16 protein-coding genes are annotated in these 15,868 nt (G+C 69.1%); 7 read left to right on the top strand and 9 right to left on the bottom strand.

What is annotated here, in order from left to right; translation table 11 throughout:
• Positions 1-6 precede the first annotated feature (6 nt).
• On the top strand, positions 7-957 hold the full coding sequence (locus VMD50_RS15315) for a transglycosylase family protein (protein ID WP_325428588.1): 951 nt from the start codon (positions 7-9) through the stop codon (positions 955-957).
• A gap of 38 nt (positions 958-995) precedes the next feature.
• Here the strand turns inward: VMD50_RS15315 and VMD50_RS15310 are convergent, their stop codons facing one another.
• Genes VMD50_RS15310 through VMD50_RS15295 form a run of 4 tightly spaced genes read right to left on the bottom strand, consistent with a single transcriptional unit; the run spans position 996 to position 2,637 of the window.
• On the bottom strand, positions 996-1,421 hold the full coding sequence (locus VMD50_RS15310) for a molybdenum cofactor biosynthesis protein MoaE (RefSeq protein WP_325428587.1): 426 nt from the start codon (positions 1,419-1,421) through the stop codon (positions 996-998).
• Positions 1,418-1,900, bottom strand: a complete 483-nt coding sequence (locus VMD50_RS15305; protein ID WP_325428586.1) for a MogA/MoaB family molybdenum cofactor biosynthesis protein — start codon at positions 1,898-1,900, stop codon at positions 1,418-1,420. The genes VMD50_RS15310 and VMD50_RS15305 overlap by 4 nt, the downstream gene beginning before the upstream one ends.
• Positions 1,900-2,427 (bottom strand): cyclic pyranopterin monophosphate synthase MoaC, encoded by a 528-nt coding sequence (gene moaC / locus VMD50_RS15300; RefSeq protein WP_325428585.1) that lies wholly within the window; start codon positions 2,425-2,427, stop codon positions 1,900-1,902. Before moaC ends, VMD50_RS15305 begins: the two co-directional genes overlap by 1 nt.
• Positions 2,428-2,436: 9 nt before the next feature.
• Complete coding sequence (locus VMD50_RS15295; RefSeq protein ID WP_325428584.1) at positions 2,437-2,637, bottom strand: hypothetical protein; 201 nt, start codon at positions 2,635-2,637, stop codon at positions 2,437-2,439.
• Between the two features lie 104 nt (positions 2,638-2,741).
• Between VMD50_RS15295 and VMD50_RS15290 the strand changes: the two genes are divergently transcribed.
• Both VMD50_RS15290 and VMD50_RS15285 read left to right on the top strand, forming a co-directional pair.
• Positions 2,742-4,991 carry a helicase-associated domain-containing protein gene (locus VMD50_RS15290; RefSeq protein ID WP_325428583.1) on the top strand — a complete coding sequence of 750 codons (2,250 nt, stop codon included), beginning with the start codon at positions 2,742-2,744 and terminating at the stop codon, positions 4,989-4,991.
• 89 nt (positions 4,992-5,080) lie between these two features.
• Positions 5,081-6,730 carry a DNA repair helicase XPB gene (locus tag VMD50_RS15285; RefSeq protein WP_325428582.1) on the top strand — a complete coding sequence of 550 codons (1,650 nt, stop codon included), beginning with the start codon at positions 5,081-5,083 and terminating at the stop codon, positions 6,728-6,730.
• Between the two features lie 17 nt (positions 6,731-6,747).
• Here the strand turns inward: VMD50_RS15285 and VMD50_RS15280 are convergent, their stop codons facing one another.
• A complete protein-coding gene (locus VMD50_RS15280; protein ID WP_325428581.1) occupies positions 6,748-7,893 on the bottom strand; it encodes a thiolase family protein in 1,146 nt (381 codons plus the stop codon).
• A 100-nt stretch (positions 7,894-7,993) separates the two neighbouring features.
• Positions 7,994-8,419: a Zn-ribbon domain-containing OB-fold protein gene (locus tag VMD50_RS15275; RefSeq protein ID WP_325428580.1), complete on the bottom strand. Its 426-nt coding sequence runs from the start codon at positions 8,417-8,419 to the stop codon at positions 7,994-7,996.
• Between the two features lie 169 nt (positions 8,420-8,588).
• Between VMD50_RS15275 and VMD50_RS15270 the strand changes: the two genes are divergently transcribed.
• Positions 8,589-8,882, top strand: a complete 294-nt coding sequence (locus VMD50_RS15270; protein ID WP_325428579.1) for a putative quinol monooxygenase — start codon at positions 8,589-8,591, stop codon at positions 8,880-8,882.
• A gap of 50 nt (positions 8,883-8,932) precedes the next feature.
• Here VMD50_RS15270 and VMD50_RS15265 read toward each other — a convergent pair whose 3' ends face one another.
• Complete coding sequence (locus tag VMD50_RS15265) at positions 8,933-9,922, bottom strand: LLM class F420-dependent oxidoreductase (RefSeq protein ID WP_325428578.1); 990 nt, start codon at positions 9,920-9,922, stop codon at positions 8,933-8,935.
• Positions 9,923-10,008: 86 nt separating this feature from the next.
• On the opposite strand from VMD50_RS15265, the gene VMD50_RS15260 reads away from it, so the two are divergent.
• The 3 genes from VMD50_RS15260 to VMD50_RS15250 are packed head-to-tail and all read left to right on the top strand — an operon-like array spanning position 10,009 to position 12,406.
• Positions 10,009-10,263, top strand: coding sequence for a hypothetical protein (locus VMD50_RS15260; protein ID WP_325428577.1), 255 nt, complete (start codon positions 10,009-10,011; stop codon positions 10,261-10,263).
• 59 nt (positions 10,264-10,322) lie between these two features.
• Positions 10,323-11,531: an FAD-dependent monooxygenase gene (locus VMD50_RS15255; RefSeq protein ID WP_325428576.1), complete on the top strand. Its 1,209-nt coding sequence runs from the start codon at positions 10,323-10,325 to the stop codon at positions 11,529-11,531.
• A gap of 17 nt (positions 11,532-11,548) precedes the next feature.
• Entirely contained in the window at positions 11,549-12,406 is an 858-nt protein-coding gene (locus tag VMD50_RS15250; RefSeq protein WP_325428575.1) for an LLM class F420-dependent oxidoreductase, read from the top strand.
• A gap of 69 nt (positions 12,407-12,475) precedes the next feature.
• Here VMD50_RS15250 and VMD50_RS15245 read toward each other — a convergent pair whose 3' ends face one another.
• Positions 12,476-14,620, bottom strand: a complete 2,145-nt coding sequence (locus VMD50_RS15245; RefSeq protein ID WP_325428574.1) for a 3-hydroxyacyl-CoA dehydrogenase NAD-binding domain-containing protein — start codon at positions 14,618-14,620, stop codon at positions 12,476-12,478.
• Between the two features lie 4 nt (positions 14,621-14,624).
• Positions 14,625-15,836 carry an acetyl-CoA C-acetyltransferase gene (locus VMD50_RS15240; protein ID WP_325428573.1) on the bottom strand — a complete coding sequence of 404 codons (1,212 nt, stop codon included), beginning with the start codon at positions 15,834-15,836 and terminating at the stop codon, positions 14,625-14,627.
• Positions 15,837-15,868 lie beyond the last annotated feature (32 nt).

Raw genomic sequence — 15,868 nt, 5'->3', positions numbered from 1 at the left:
GCGCGTATGAGTGGACGTCATCGTAAGCCCACCACTTCCAGCATCAGCGTCGCCAAGATCGCCTTTACGGGGGCGGTGCTTGGTGGCGGCAGCATCGCATTGGCCGGCCAGGCCGCCGCGGCGACCGACGGCGAATGGGATCAGGTAGCCCGTTGCGAGTCCGGCGGCAACTGGGGAATCAACACCGGCAACGGCTACCACGGCGGTGTGCAATTCAGCTCATCCACGTGGGCCGCGCACGGCGGTGGCGAGTACGCCCCGTCGGCCGAACTGGCCACCAAGCAACAGCAGATCGCGGTCGCCGAGCGCGTGCTGGCCACCCAGGGCCGCGGCGCGTGGCCCGTGTGCGGTGGTCCGCTGTCGGGTGCCACACCGCGCGAGGCGCCTGCCCCGGCGCCGGCGGGCATGGACGCCCCGCTGGACGCGCCGTGGCTCGACGGCGGTCCGGGCCCGCTGGCCCCGCCGCCCGCGGATGCGCCCCCGCCGGACGCTCCCCCGCCGCCCGCCGATCCGGCACCCCCGGTGCAGCTGACCTCTTTTGGCCAGCCTGCGCCTCCCCCGGATGCACCGCCGGCACCCCCGGCGCCGCCCGCGCCCCCGGCCGACGCCGTCCCGCCGGCACCCCCGGCGGATCTGGCACCGCCGGCGCCTCCCGCCGACGCCCCGCCTCCCGCGGACGCGCCGCTGCCGCCACCCGCGGATGTGCCGCCCGCGCCTCCTGCGGACGCGCCGCTGCCGCCGCCGGCGGATGTGCCGCCCGCGCCTCCCGCCGACGCCCTGCCGCCCGCGCCTCCCGCGGACGCGCCCGTCGTCGACGCGGGATCTCCGGCGCCGGCCCAGCCGGAACACGCGTCGAACGTCGGCTACACCAGGCAGCTGTGGGAAGCCATCCGCGGCGCGGACATCCACGGGAACGACGCGCTGGACGCCCTGGCGCAGCCGTCTCCGGCCGGCTGACGCCTCGCGTTAGCCGGACACGGGGCGGGGCGAGGCCCCTAGGCCGAGCCCACCCATTCTTCGGTCCCGTCATCGAAGAATTGGTGTTTCCACACCGGCAGTCGCGCCTTGATGGTGTCGACCAGACGGGCGCAGGTGTCGAACGCCGCCCCGCGATGCTCGGCGGCCACCGCGGACACCAACGCCGCATCGCCGATGCGCAGCACGCCGATGCGGTGGCTGGCGGCGATGGCCCGCACGCCGCTGGCCTCCTCAGCGACCTCGGCCACCACCTGGGCAAGGACCTGCGCGGCCGACGGGTGCGCGGAATACTCCAGCCGCACCACCCGGCGGCCGCCGTCGTGGTCGCGGATCATCCCGACGAACCCGACGATGGCTCCGGCCGACTGGTGGCCCACCAGTTCTTCGTGATCCGCCAGAAAAATCGGCTCTTCGGTCATGGCGGCGCGCAAGACGCGCGTCATCGCTCGTGGTCCCCGCCGGCGAGTTGGTCGAGGGCGTGGTCGAGAACGTCGGCGAGCACCCCGAGGCCGTCGCGCACCCCGCCGGGCGAACCCGGCAGATTGACGATCAGCGTCCGGCCGGCCACGCCGCAGACGCCGCGCGAGAGCACCGACGTGGGCACCTTGGGCAGCCCGGAGCGGCGGATGGCGTCGGCCAGCCCCGGAATCATGTAGTCCAGCACCGCCACGGTCTGGTCCGGGGTGCTATCGCTCGGCGAGATGCCGGTGCCGCCCGAGGTGATGATCAAGTCCACCTCGGCGTCCAATGCGCCGCGCAGCGCCTCGCCGACCTCCTCACCGTCCGCCACCACCTCGGGCTGAGCGGACGAAAAACCTCGCTGCTCAAGCCATTCCGCGATGATCGGCCCGCATCGGTCGTCATACACGCCGGCCGACGCGCGGGTCGAAGCGATGATCACTCGTGCGGATCGCGCGCTCATCACCGCTCCCAATTTCCGCTTTTGCCACCCTGCTTGCGCAGTACCCGGATGTCATCGATGCGGGCGGCGGGGTCGACCGCTTTGATCATGTCGTAGAGCGTGAGCCCGGCGACGCTGACGGCGGTCAGCGCCTCCATCTCCACGCCCGTGCGGTCGGTGCTGCGCACGGTCGCGCTGATCTCGATCTCCGCCTCGCCGATCGCGAAATCGATGTCGACCCCGGTGAGCGCGAGCTGATGGCAGAGCGGGATCAGGTCGCTGGTGCGCTTTGCCGCCAGGATGCCGGCCACCCGGGCCGTGGCCAACGCGTCGCCCTTGGGCAGGCCGCCGCTCGAGATCAGCGCCACCACTTGCGGCGAGGTACGCAACGCGCCAGCGGCGACGGCGGTGCGCTTGGTGGCGCCCTTCTCCGTGACGTCGACCATGTGCGCCGCGCCGCGCTCGTCCAGATGCGAGAGCGCGCCCGACCGGGAATCGCGCGACTCCCAGGTTGCCGAGGCGTTCGAGGCCTCAGAGGCCCTAGCCATCCGGGCGACCTACCGGTTGACGACCGTTACCGGGTGGACGTAGGGCAGGTCGGTCGCGGGCAGCGGAAACACCAGCTCACCGTAGGGTGACAACGCACCCGTCCGGTCGCTCACCAGTTCGCTCACGGCGTGGTCGTCCGGGTCCGTCGTCGGCCATCCGTTATCGACGTAGTTGGATTTGCGTGCCTTGCCCTCAGCAATGTCAGCCACGCGGTCCATTCTGACAGGTCGCGCATGCGTGCGTGGCGCAAGGCCACTGGTCGGGGTCGTGAGCGTGGACGTCGGGGCCGCCGACTGCTTTACGCTGGTCAGCAATGACTGACAACACCCCGGATATCCCGCTGGGGTCGTGGCTGGCCGACTTACCCGACGAGCGGCTGATCCGACTGCTGGAACTCCGGCCAGACCTCGCCCAGCCCCCGCCTGGCAGCATCGCCGCGCTGGCCGCGCGTGCGCAGGCGCGCCAGTCGGTCAAGGCCGCCACCGACGACCTGGACTTTCTCCGGCTGGCGGTGCTCGACGCGCTGCTGGTTTTGCAGGCCGATTCCACCCCGGTGCCAACGGCCAAGCTGCTGGCCCTCATCGGTGACCGCGCTACCGAGGCCGACGTGCTCGGCGCGCTGGACGACCTCAGGCAGCGCGCCCTGGTCTGGGGCGAGACCGCTGTCCGGGTGGCCGCCGATGCCGGCACGGCGTTGCCGTGGCACCCGGGCCAGGTCACGCTCGAGGAGAGCTCCCGTACGGGTGAAGAGATCGCCGCCCTCATCGACGGGCTCGACCAGGCTCAGCTCGACGTGCTGGACAAGCTGCTCGAAGGTTCGCCGATGGGCCGCACCCGCGACGCCGCGCCCGGTGCCCCGGCGGAGCGGCCGGTGCCGCAACTGCTGGCGATGGGCCTGCTGCGGCGCATCGATGCCGAGACGGTGATCCTGCCCCGCCACGTTGGGCAGGTGTTGCGCGGCGAGGACCCCGGTCCCCTGCAGCTGACGGCCCCGGACCCGATCGTGTCGACCACCAGTCCCAGCGACGTCGACGCGGTGGCGGCGGGAGCCGTCATCGACCTGTTGCGCGAGCTCGACGTGCTGCTGCAAACCCTCGGCGCCGCACCGGTTTCCGAGCTGCGCAGCGGCGGGCTGGGGATCCGTGACGTCAAGCGGCTGGCCAAGGCGACCGGTGTCGAGGAGCCGCGGCTGGGCCTGATACTCGAGATCGCCGCCGCGGCGGGCCTGATCGCCAGCGGCATGCCCGACCCGGAGCCCGCCGACGGCGACGGACCCTATTGGGCGCCCACGGTCGCCACCGAACGGTTCACCACGATGTCCGCCGCCGAGCGTTGGCAACTGCTGGCCGGCACCTGGCTCGACCTGCCCAGCCGCCCCGCGTTGATCGGCACCCGCGGCCCCGACGCCAAACCCTATGGCGCCCTGACGGATTCGCTGTACTCGACGGCCGCACCGCTGGATCGCCGACTGCTGCTGAGCATGCTGTGCGGGCTGCCACCCGGGGCCGGCGTCGATGCGGTCACCGCGTCGGCGGCGCTGATCTGGCGGCGGCCGCGCTGGGCCAGGCGGTTGCAGCCGCAACCCGTCGCCGATCTCCTGGCCGAGAGCCACGCGCTGGGCCTGGTGGGCCGCGGGGCGATCAGCACACCCGGCCGGGCGCTGCTGGAGGAGCCCGGCGACCCGGAGAGCGCGGTGCACGCGATGACGCGGGCGATGCCCGCGCCGATCGATCACTTCCTGGTGCAGGGCGACCTGACCGTCGTGGTTCCCGGGCCGCTGCGACGCGACCTCGCCGACGACCTGGCCACGGTCGCCACCGTCGAATCGGCCGGCACGGCGATGGTGTACCGCATCAGCGAGCAGTCGATCCGGCACGCCCTCGACATCGGCAAGACCCGGGACTGGATGCACGACCTATTTGGAAAGCACTCCAAAACCCCTGTACCGCAGGGGCTTACCTACCTGATTGACGACGTGGCCCGTCGGCATGGCCAGCTCCGGATCGGCATGGCCACTTCGTTCGTGCGCTGCGAGGACCCCACACTGCTGGCCCAGGCCGTGGCGGCCGCCGCGGAGCTGCAGTTGCGTGCGCTGGCGCCGACGGTGGCGGTGTCGCCCGCCCCGATCGCCGAGGTGCTCGTAGCGTTGCGCAAGGCGGGCTTCGCCCCGGCCGCCGAGGATTCCACCGGCTCCATCGTCGACGTCCGCCCGCGCGGGGCCAGGGTGCCCACGCCGCAGCAGCGCAGGCCTTACCGCCCCCCGCCGCGGCCAAGCGGCGAGACGCTCAACGCCGTCGTCTCGGTGCTGCGGAAGGTGACGGCGGCACCCTTCGGAAACATCCGCGTCGACCCCGCGGTCACCATGTCGCTGCTTCAGCGCGCGGCCAAGCACCAGGACACGTTGGTGATCGGCTATCTCGACGCCGCCGGCGTGGCCACTCAGCGGGTGGTGTCGCCGATCACGATAAAAGGCGGGCAACTGGTGGCCTACGACTCGGCATCGGGGCGGCTGCGTGACTTCGCCATCCACCGCATCACGTCGGTGGTGTCGGCCGGCGACTGAATAATGGGTGATATGCGCGCCAGCGACGATGCAGAGCAAAAAGCGATGTGGGGGCACCTCCCGCTTGCGGGGGAGAGGAGTGGCGCACATTGAGTGACGGACCTTTGATCGTGCAGTCCGACAAGACGGTGCTGCTCGAGGTGGATCACGAGCTGGCGGGCGCGGCACGCGCCGCCATCGCGCCGTTCGCCGAGCTGGAACGCGCCCCCGAACACGTGCACACCTACCGCATCACACCGTTGGCGCTGTGGAACGCCCGCGCCGCCGGCCACGACGCCGAACAGGTCGTCGACGCGCTGGTCAGCTTCTCCCGCTACGCGGTGCCCCAGCCGCTGCTGGTCGACATCGTCGACACCATGGCCCGCTACGGCCGGCTGCAACTTGTCAAGCACCCGGCGCACGGCCTGACGCTGGTCAGTCTGGACCGCGCGGTGCTCGAGGAGGTGCTGCGCAACAGGAAGATCGCGCCGATGCTGGGCGCGCGGATCGACGAGGACACCGTCGTCGTCCACAACAGCGAACGCGGCCGGGTCAAGCAGATGCTCCTCAAGATCGGCTGGCCCGCAGAGGATCTCGCCGGTTATGTCGACGGCGAAGCGCACCCGATCAGCCTGGAGCAGGACGACTGGCACCTCCGCGATTACCAGCAGCTGGCCGCGGACTCGTTCTGGTCCGGCGGTTCGGGAGTCGTGGTGCTTCCCTGCGGGGCGGGCAAGACGCTCGTCGGCGCGGCCGCCATGGCGAAGGCCGGTGCGACGACCCTGATCCTGGTCACCAACATCGTCGCCGCGCGGCAGTGGAAGCGCGAGCTGGTCGCGCGCACCTCGCTGACCGAGGATGAGATCGGCGAATACTCGGGCGAACGCAAGGAGATCCGTCCGGTGACCATCTCGACGTACCAGATGATCACCCGCCGCACCAAGGGCGAGTACCGGCACCTGGAACTGTTCGACAGCCGCGACTGGGGGCTGATCATCTACGACGAGGTGCACCTGCTGCCGGCGCCGGTGTTCCGGATGACCGCCGACCTGCAGTCCAAGCGGCGGCTGGGCCTGACGGCGACGCTGATCCGCGAAGACGGCCGCGAGGGCGACGTGTTCTCGCTCATCGGTCCCAAGCGCTACGACGCGCCCTGGAAGGACATCGAGGCGCAGGGCTGGATCGCGCCCGCCGAGTGCGTCGAGGTGCGGGTCACCATGACCGACAACGAGCGAATGACGTACGCCACGGCCGAACCCGAAGAGCGTTACCGGCTGTGCTCGACGGTGCACACCAAGATCGCGGTGGTCAAGTCGATTCTGGAGAAGCACCCCGACGAGCAGACCCTGGTGATCGGCGCCTACCTCGATCAGCTCGACGAGCTCGGCGCCGAGCTGAACGCCCCGGTGATCCAGGGCTCCACCCGGACCAAGGAGCGCGAGGCGCTGTTCGACGCCTTCCGCCGCGGCGAGGTGTCGACGCTGGTGGTGTCCAAGGTCGCCAACTTCTCCATCGACCTGCCGGAAGCGTCTGTGGCGGTGCAGGTTTCGGGGACTTTCGGTTCGCGCCAGGAGGAGGCCCAGCGGCTGGGCCGGCTGCTGCGGCCCAAGTCGGACGGCGGCGGGGCCATCTTCTATTCCGTGGTGGCCCGCGACAGCCTGGATGCCGAGTACGCCGCGCACCGCCAGCGTTTCCTGGCCGAACAGGGCTATGGCTACGTCATCCGCGACGCGGATGACCTGCTGGGCCCGGCTATCTAACCGCGAGCTGGGGGCACCTACAGCGACAGGATCGTCGCCGACGCCGTGCCGGGCGCTCCGTACACCTGAGCCAGGCCGACGCGCGGGTTGCCGGGCACCTGGCGCCCCCCCGCCTCGCCCCGCAGCTGGCGCACCAGCTCGTGCATCTGGCGCAGGCCCGACGCGCCGATCGGCTCACCGTTGGCGATCAATCCGCCGTCGGTGTTGACGGGCAGCGAGCCGTGGATCTCGGTGGCCCCGTCGGCCACCAGCTTCTCCTGCTCGCCGTCGGCGCAGAGGCCCGTCTCGGCCATGTGGATGACCTCGTTGCCGGCGTCGGTGTCCTGCAGTTGAGCCACGTCGACGTCCTCGGGTCCGATGCCGGCGGCCTCGTAGGCCGCCTTGGCGGCGTACACGGTCGGCGAGACGTCCTCGTCCAGCGGGGCGAAGGTGGCGTGCACCTCGTAGGCGCCGTAACGCCGGGTCCGGATCTCGCAGGCCCGCACGTACACCGGCTTGTCGGTGTACTTGTGCGCGATGTCGGCTCGGCACATGACCACCGCGGCGGCCCCCTCGTCGGGCGCGCAGAACATGTACTGGGTCAGCGGGTAGTTGAGCACGGCCGAGTTGAGGATCTCCTCCTCGGGAATCGCCTTGCGCCGGAACGCGTTCGGGTTCAGCACGCCGTTGCGGAAATTCTTGGCGGCCACCTTGGCCAGCGTGGCCTGGGAGATGTTGTGGTCGTGGAGGTACTTGTTGGCCTTCATGCCGAAGAACTTGGTGGTGACGAACTGCCCGTTCTGGGCGTACCACTGCGGCAGCGCGAGCTTGGCGGGGTCGTCGGTGAACGCGCCGCGGGGGTGCTTGTCCAAGCCGATGGCGATGCCGATGTCGTACTTGCCCAGCCGGATGGTGTCCGCGGTCTGCTGAATGGCGCTCGCGGCGGTGGCGCAGGCGTTGAACACGTTGGTGAACGTGATACCGGTCAGCCCGACCAGGCGGGTCACCGCGTCGGGGTTGGAGACCTCGTGACTGCCGCCGAAGCCGAACTGGATGTCCTTCCAGTCGACGCCCGCGTCGGTGAGTGCGGATTGGATGGCCTCCGCGCCCATCTGCATGGCGGTCTTCTCGAATCTGCCGAACGGATGTAGGCCCACGCCGATGATGGCAACGTCGTTCGTCATCTGACGCTCCTTTCGTATGGATGGTGGCGACCCGCTTTACCCGGCTTCGCCAATAGTGGCGACCCGCTTCGCCCGGCCACCGCCGCGCTCGCGATCGCCACTAGACCGGCCGGAAGGCGAACGTCATGACCTCGGCGCCCTCCTCGTCAGTGGTCAGCGGCACCATGGTCAGCTCGACCTCCTGACCGAACTGCAGCTTGGCCGGGTCGTTTTCGGTCAGCCGCCCCTCGACCCGGATGACCGCGTCTTTCCCCAGTCCCAGCTGCACCAGGCCGACGCCGAACGGCACGAAGTCCTTCCCGGTGGGGCCCGCGTAGGGCGCGCCGGGCGGGAAACCCTGCGTGGTCCACGCGACCAGGGTTCCGCGGCGCGGCAACAACAACTCGGTCATTTCACCGGCGCTGCAGCGCGGGCACCATTGCTGCACCGGGAACGTCGTGGCACCGCAGTTGCCGCAGCGACTCCCGATCAGCTGCGGGTTTTCGTCGGGCCAGGTGGAGATCTCGGGGGCCAGCGCCTTCTGCATCGAGGGATCCTCCAGGAGCGTCCACGGTGGGCAACAGATCATTGCTCACTGAACCGTATAACAGGTTTCCAAAAAGTGGAAAGCGCATTCTCGTTGCATGATGCGGCTCCACGTCCCCCGGCCGGCCGAGCTATCTTGGCGAGGATCTGTGCGATGTGAGGAGACCACTATGCCGGTGACGGTGACACTCGAGCTCAGGCTGAAGCCCGACGCGGTGCAGGCGGCGCGCGAAGTGATGGGCCGGGCGCTCAAGGACACCCGCGCGTTCGCGGGCAACCTAGGGACGGATGTGCTCGTCGACGAGGACGACGAGGCGCACTGGCTGATCTACGAGCTCTGGCAGAGCGTCGAGCACGACGAGGCCTACCGCGCGTTTCGCGCCGGTGAAGGCAAACTGACCGAGCTGCCCCCGCTGCTGGCCGCGCCGCCGGTGAAGACGCGATACGTCACCAGTGAGATCTAGCTGCTGGTCGCGACCCGCTTCGCCCGGCTTCGCCGCGCTTGCGATCGCTCCTAACTCAGAGCGGGAATGACTTCCCGCTCGAACAACTCGATCCCCGAACGGTCGTAGGCGGCCTCCGGGAAGTAGCAGATCGCGTACTCGCATCCGAGGTCACGGAGCTTCGCGATCCGCTCGATCACCTGTTCCGGGGCACCCGCCGCCGAATCCGGCCCGCTCGTGTTGGCGATCATCGCGTCGGCCGCCGCCTCGGGCACGTAGCCGATCATGCGGTCCCGCACCCGCTGCAGCCGGTCCTTGACGTCGGCCTCCGACGGGCCGACGAGCGCGTTGACGTTGACCGAGCGCACGATCGCCTCGAAGTCGGTGCCCACCTCGCGGCAATGCCGCGCCAGCACCTCCGACTTGTGTGCGAACGCCTCGGGCTCGGGGCTGAAGTTGGTGTACTGTGCGTACTTCGCGGCGATGCGCAATGTCACCTTCTCGCCTCCGCCGGCGATCCACATCGGTATCCCATTGTCCTGCAACGGCTTCGGAGCGACGATCGCGTCGTCGACCTGGTAATGCTCGCCGTCGAAGCTGACTTTGCCGTCGCGCCAGGCATCGCGCATGATCTGTACGCCTTCGTCCAGCCGGGCCAACCGCACCTTGGCCGATGGGAAGCCGTAACCGTAAGCGCGCCACTCGTGTTCGTACCAGCCGGCGCCGATGCCCATCTGGATCCGGCCGCCGGAGATGATGTCGGCGGTCGCGGCGACCTTGGCCAGGTACACGGGATTGCGGTAGCTCATCGCCGTGCACATCTGGCCGAGTTTTATCCGCGACGTGGTCGCCGCGTACGCAGCCATCAGTGACCACGCCTCGTGAGTGGCTTCGCCCGTCGGCACCGGGACCGTGTGGAAGTGGTCGTAGACCCACAGCGAGTCCCACGCGCTGTCGTCCGCGTAGGTGGCCAAGTCGCGCATCACCGCCCAATGTTTGTCGGGGGCGATGCCGACCAGATCCATTCGCCAGCCCTGCGGAATGAAGAGACCAAAGCGCATAGCAAGCGACTTTAGCCCGTCGGCCTCACAGCGGATCGATAGCTCGGCCCCATCCACCGCTGACAATCAACCCCTACACCGGATGCATGACAAACCTCGGGCACCACATCAAACCATCCCGGAATCGGCGAGACCGCGCGGCCCAACTGATCTTCGCGGGCGCCGCGACCGCCGCGATGCTCGCGCTGTTCGGCGCGGCGCAGCCGGCCGGCACGGCAACCGTTTTCGCGTCCGGCCCCTCGGCCACCGCGCCGTTCGCCACTGACGACACGAATTTCGTCGATGACCAGGGCCAGACTTCGGGCGACATCTTCACGCAGAACGCCCAGGACCAGAACTAGCCCCGTAGCGCGAGCATCCGCTGGGCCTCGCCGCCGGTCTCGGCCGTAGGCTGACGCCCATGCGGGTTCTGGTCTCGGGCGCCAGCATCGCCGGGCCGGTGCTGGCGTACTGGCTGACCCGCCACGGGTTCGACGTCACCGTCGTCGAGCGCGCGCCGACGCTGCGCAAGACCGGCGGCCACGCCGTCGACTTGTTCCGTCCGGCGATGGAGATCTCGGCGAAGATGGGCGTCCTGCCGCGCATCGAGGCGCTCGCCACCGGAACCGATCGCATGACGATGTATCGGGAAGGCCGGCCGCGAGCCACCGAGGTCGACCTCACCAAGCTGGTCGGCGTCGCGTCGGACCGCCACGTCGAGGTCATGCGCGACGATCTCAGCGAGATCTACTATGACGCCGCCCGCGACGACGTGGAGTACCTCTTCGGCGACTCCATCACGGCGATCGAGCACGACGGCGAGGTCACATTCGAACACTCCCCCGCCCGCAGCTTCGACGTCATCGTCGGCGCCGACGGGCTGCATTCCAACGTGCGGCGCCTGACCTTCGGCGAGGAGGACAGCCTGACCCGGTTCCTCGGCGGCTATCTGGCGGTGGTGTCCGCGCCCAAGTCGCTGGCCAAACCGAATGAGATGGTCGGCCACGTCGGGGTCGGACGCCTCGCGGCGATCTACACCGCCGACCATCTGGACGACGCCCGAGTGGTGTTCATGTTCCGCAGCAAATCCGAACTCGATTACGATCACCGAGACTCGCTGCGTCAGAAGGAGCTACTGCGCGGCGCGTACGTGGGCATGCATCCTCGGGTGGACGGCTGGCTGGAGGAAATCGACCGGACGCCGGCGTTCTACTTCGACGCGATCAGTCAACTGAGCATGAACATCTGGTCGCGCCGAAGGGTCACCCTCGTCGGCGACGCCGGATACTGCCCCGGCCCCGCGGTCGGCGGCAGCACCAGCCTCGCCGTCCTCGGCGCCTACGTGCTGGCGGGGGAGCTGGCCCGGGCGGACGGGGACCACCTGCGCGCGTTCGCGGCCTACGAACTGCAGATGCGCGAGCCGGTGCACCTCAGCCGCGGCTTCGCGCGCGCCGCCGCCAAAACCATCATCCCCGGTTCCCGGGCCGGGGTTTGGGCGCTGACCCGTGGGATCCAGCTAATCTCATTGATGCCCGCCTCGCTGTCCCGGGGGCTGGCGAAGCTGAACACCAAGGGCGTGCGCATGTACGACTCGATGCAGGTGCCCGACTACAGCGCGGCCGAGGCTTGACGAGAGGATGATCGCCGATGGACCTTGCCGGTGTCGGGGTATGGAGCAGTCAACTGCGCTACGGCGACCCATCCGAATCGGCCGACGCGGCAGCGGAATTGGACGACCTGGGGTTCACCGCGCTGTGGATTCCCGACGTGGGCGGTCCGGTGTTCGACGCGGTGGCACACCTGCTCGCGGCGACCAAGCGGACCGTGATCGCCACCGGGATCCTCAACCTGTGGATGCACGAGGCCGGCGACGTCGCCGAATCCTTTGCGGCGCTGACCGCCGAGCACGGCGACCGCTTCCTGCTGGGCATCGGTGTCAGCCACGCGCCGCTGATCGACGCCGGCCAGCCCGGGCGGTACCGCAAGCCACTGGCCGCGACGGCGTCATTTCTGGACGGGCTGGATGCCGCGCCGCGACCGGGGCCCACCGAGGCGCGGGTCCTGGCCGCGCTGGGCCCGAAGATGCTGGCCTTGTCGGCGACGCGCGCTCGCGGCGCCCACCCTTACCTCGTCACCCCAGACCACACCGCTTCTGCCCGTTCAGTTTTGGGCGAGGGCCCGTTGCTGCTGCCGGAGCAGACCGTGATCCTGTGCGACAGCGCCGACGAGGCCCGCCGCATCGGAAGCGACTGGCTCCGGGCGTATTTGGCGCTGCCCAACTACGCCAACAACCTGCTGCGCAGCGGGTTCTCCGAAGACGATCTGGCACAGGTGAGCGACCGGCTCCTGAACGCGATCATCGCATGGGGCGACGAAGAGGCCGTCATGCGCAGGGTCGCCGAGCATCGTGCGGCCGGCGCCGACCATGTCTGCATCCAGGTCTTGACGGCCGACCCGACGGAATTCCCGCGCGAGCAATGGCGCCGAATCGCGGCGGCCCTCTGACCCCGAGCAGACGCAAAAGCCCCCGAAAACCTGGTGTTTTGGGGGCTTTTGCGTCTGCTCGCGCAGGAACTAGAGCAGCGAGTCCGGCGGGTTGAAGCGGTCGCCGTACTGGGCGGCCAGCTCGCGGGCCCGCGCCACGAAGGCCTCCTTGCCCGTGCCGCCCAGACCCGAATAGCCAACGATGAACTGCGCGGTGCCGCCGGTCCACGGCGGGAAGCCGATGCCCATGATCGACCCGATGTTGGCGTCGGCCGTCGACGTCAACACCCCCTCGTCGAGGCACTTCTGCGTTTCCAGCGCCTCGGCGAACAGCATCCGGTCGATCATGTCCTGCAGCGGCGGCTGCGAACTGCCGGACTTGAACGTCTCCCGCAGGCCCGGCCACAGCCCGGTCCGCTTGCCGTCGACGTACTCGTAGAAGCCCGCGCCCTTGAGCCGCCCGGGCCGGCCGAGTTCGATCATCTTCTCGACGACGGCTTCCGCCGGGTGCGGCTCGTAGGTGCCGCCGGCGTCCTCGACGCCCTTGCGGGTGGCCACGGCGATCTTGTGCATGAGCTCCAGGTTGAGCTCGTCGGACAGCTGCAGCGGCGGCGCCGGATACCCGGCCTGCGAACCGGCGTGCTCGACGCTGGCCGGCTCGACGCCCTCACCCAGCATGGCCAGCGCCTCGTTGACGAATGTGCCGATCACGCGGGAGGTGAAGAAGCCGCGGCTGTCGTTGACCACGATCGGGGTCTTGCCGATCGCCAGCGTGTAGTCGAACACGCGGGCCAGCGTTTCGTCGGATGTCTTCTCGCCCTTGATGATCTCGACCAGGGGCATCTTGTCGACCGGCGAGAAGAAGTGGATCCCGATGAAGTCCTCCTGCCGCTTGACGCCGGTCGCCAGACCGGTGATCGGCAGCGTCGAGGTGTTGGACCCAAGCACCGCGTTCGGTTCGACGACGTCCTCGATCTCCTGGAACACCTTGTGCTTGAGATCCTGGTTCTCGAACACCGCCTCGATCACGAAGTCGACGCCCTTGAGGTCGGCCGCGTCGGCCGTCGGCGTGATGCGGGCCAAGAGCGCGTCGGAGCGCTCCTTGGTCGTCTTGCCACGCTCTAACGCCTTGGCTTCCAGCTTCTCGGAGTAGCCCTTGCCCTTCTGCGCGGCCTCGAGGCTGACGTCCTTGAGCACCACGTCGTAGCCGGCCTTGGCCGAGACGTAGGCGATGCCGGCGCCCATCATGCCCGCACCGAGCACACCGATCTTGTTGATCGGGGTCTTGCCGATGCCCTCGGGCCGCGAGCCGCCGCCGTTGATGGTCTGCAGGTCGAAGAAGAACGCCTGGATCATGTTCTTGGCGACCTGGCCGGTGACCAGTTCGGTGAAGTAGCGGCTCTCGATGCGGGTGGCGGTGTCGAAGTCCACCTGCGTGCCCTCGACGGCCGCGGCGAGGATGGCCCGCGGCGCCGGCATCGGCGCGCCCTTGAGCTGCTTGCGCAGCAGCGACGGGAATGACGGCAGGATCGCCGCCAGCGCCGGGCTGCTCGGGGTCCCGCCAGGGATCTTGTAGCCCTTGACATCCCACGGCTGCGTGTGGGCCTCGGGGTTGGCCTTGATCCACGCTTTGGCGGCGGGAACCAGTTCATCGACGCTGGAAACGATTTCGTCGACCAGGCCGTTGTCCTTGGCCGCGGCCGGCTTGAAGCGGGTGCCCTGGCTCAGCACATTGACGAACGCGTTCTGGATGCCGAGCATCCGCACCGTGCGGGTGACGCCGCCGCCACCGGGCAGCAGACCCAGCGTGACCTCGGGCAGCCCGATCTGGACACCCTTGACGTCGGCGACGATGCGGTGGTGGCAGGCCAGCGCGATCTCCAGCCCGCCGCCCAGCGCCGCGCCGTTGATGGCGGCCACCACCGGCTTGCCCAGAGTCTCCAGCGCGCGCAGGTCGCGCTTGATGTCCTCGACCTCGGCGAAGACCTCGCCGGCGTTCTCCGGGCCCGCGGTGATCATGCTCTTCAGGTCACCACCGGCGAAGAAGGTCTTCTTACCGCTGGTAATCACCACGCCGGTGATCGAATCCTTCTCGGCGACAAGGCGTTCGACGGCCTTGTGCATGGACTCCTTGTAGTGCTCGTTCATGACGTTTGCCGACCCGGTCGGGTCGTCCAGGGTCAGGGTGACGATGCCGTCAGCGTCCTTGTCCCACTGAATCGTGTTCTCTGCCATGCGCTTAAACCCTCTCAATGATTGTCGCGACGCCCATGCCGCCACCGATGCACAACGTGATCAGCGCACGGCGGGCGTTGCGGCGCTCCAGCTCGTCGACCATGGTGCCCAGGATCATCGCGCCGGTGGCGCCCAGCGGGTGACCCATCGCGATGGCGCCGCCGTTGACGTTGAGCTTCTCGTCGGGGATGTTCAGGTCCTTCTGGAACTTCAGGACGACCGACGCGAACGCCTCGTTCAGCTCGAACAGGTCGATGTCGTCGACGGTCAGGCCCGCCCGGTCGAGCGCCTTCTGGGTGGCCGGCGTCGGGCCGGTCAACATGATCGTCGGGTCGGAGCCGGTGGTGGCGGTGGCGACGATGCGGGCGCGGGGCGTCAGGCCCTGCGACTTGCCGGCGGCCTCGGAGCCGATCATGACCAGCGCGGCGCCGTCGACGATGCCCGAGCTGTTGCCACCGGTGTGGACGTGGTTGATCTTCTCGACCCAGTGGTACTTCTGCAGCGCCACATCGTCGAAGCCGGCCATCGCGGCCAGTCCCTCGAAGGCGGGCTTCAGCTTGGCCAGGCCCTCCATCGTGGTGTCGGGGCGCATGTGCTCGTCGTGGTCGAGGATCAGCAGGCCGTTCTGGTCGCGGACCGGAACCACCGACTTGGCGAAGTAGCCGCCCGACCACGCCGCGGCCGCGAGCTCCTGCGAGCGCAGCGCGTAGGCGTCCACGTCGTCGCGGGAGAAGCCCTCGATGGTGGCGATCAGGTCCGCGCCGATGCCCTGCGGGACGATGTACGCGTCGTAAGAGGTGGCGGGGTCGGCCATCATCGCGCCGCCGTCGGAGCCCATCGGTACGCGGCTCATCGACTCCACGCCGCCGGCGAGCACCATGTCGTCCCAGCCGGAGCGGACCTTCTGAGCGGCGGTGTTGACGGCTTCCAGCCCAGAGGCGCAGAAGCGGTTGAGCTGCACGCCGCCGACGGTGTCGGGCATGCCGGCCGCGATCACCGCGGTGCGGGCGATGTCACCGCCCTGGTCACCGACCGGTGACACGCAGCCCAGGATCACGTCGCTGATCAGGTTCTCGTCGAGGTCCGGATTGCGCTTGCGCAGCTCCTCGATCAGGCCGACGACCAGGTTCAGCGGCTTGACCTCGGTCAACGACCCGTTCTTCTGCTTGCCGCGCGGGGTGCGGATGGCCTCGTAGACGAAGGCTTCTTCGGACATGTCGGCTTCCTCTTCGCAAATGGGGGTTCGGA

The sequence above is a fragment of the Mycobacterium sp. genome (genome assembly GCF_035506235.1).
In the GTDB taxonomy this organism is placed as follows: Bacteria; Actinomycetota; Actinomycetes; order Mycobacteriales; family Mycobacteriaceae; genus Mycobacterium.
The sequence above is the reverse complement of the archived record's forward strand: the minus strand, read 5'-3'. Positions and strand labels throughout refer to the sequence as shown.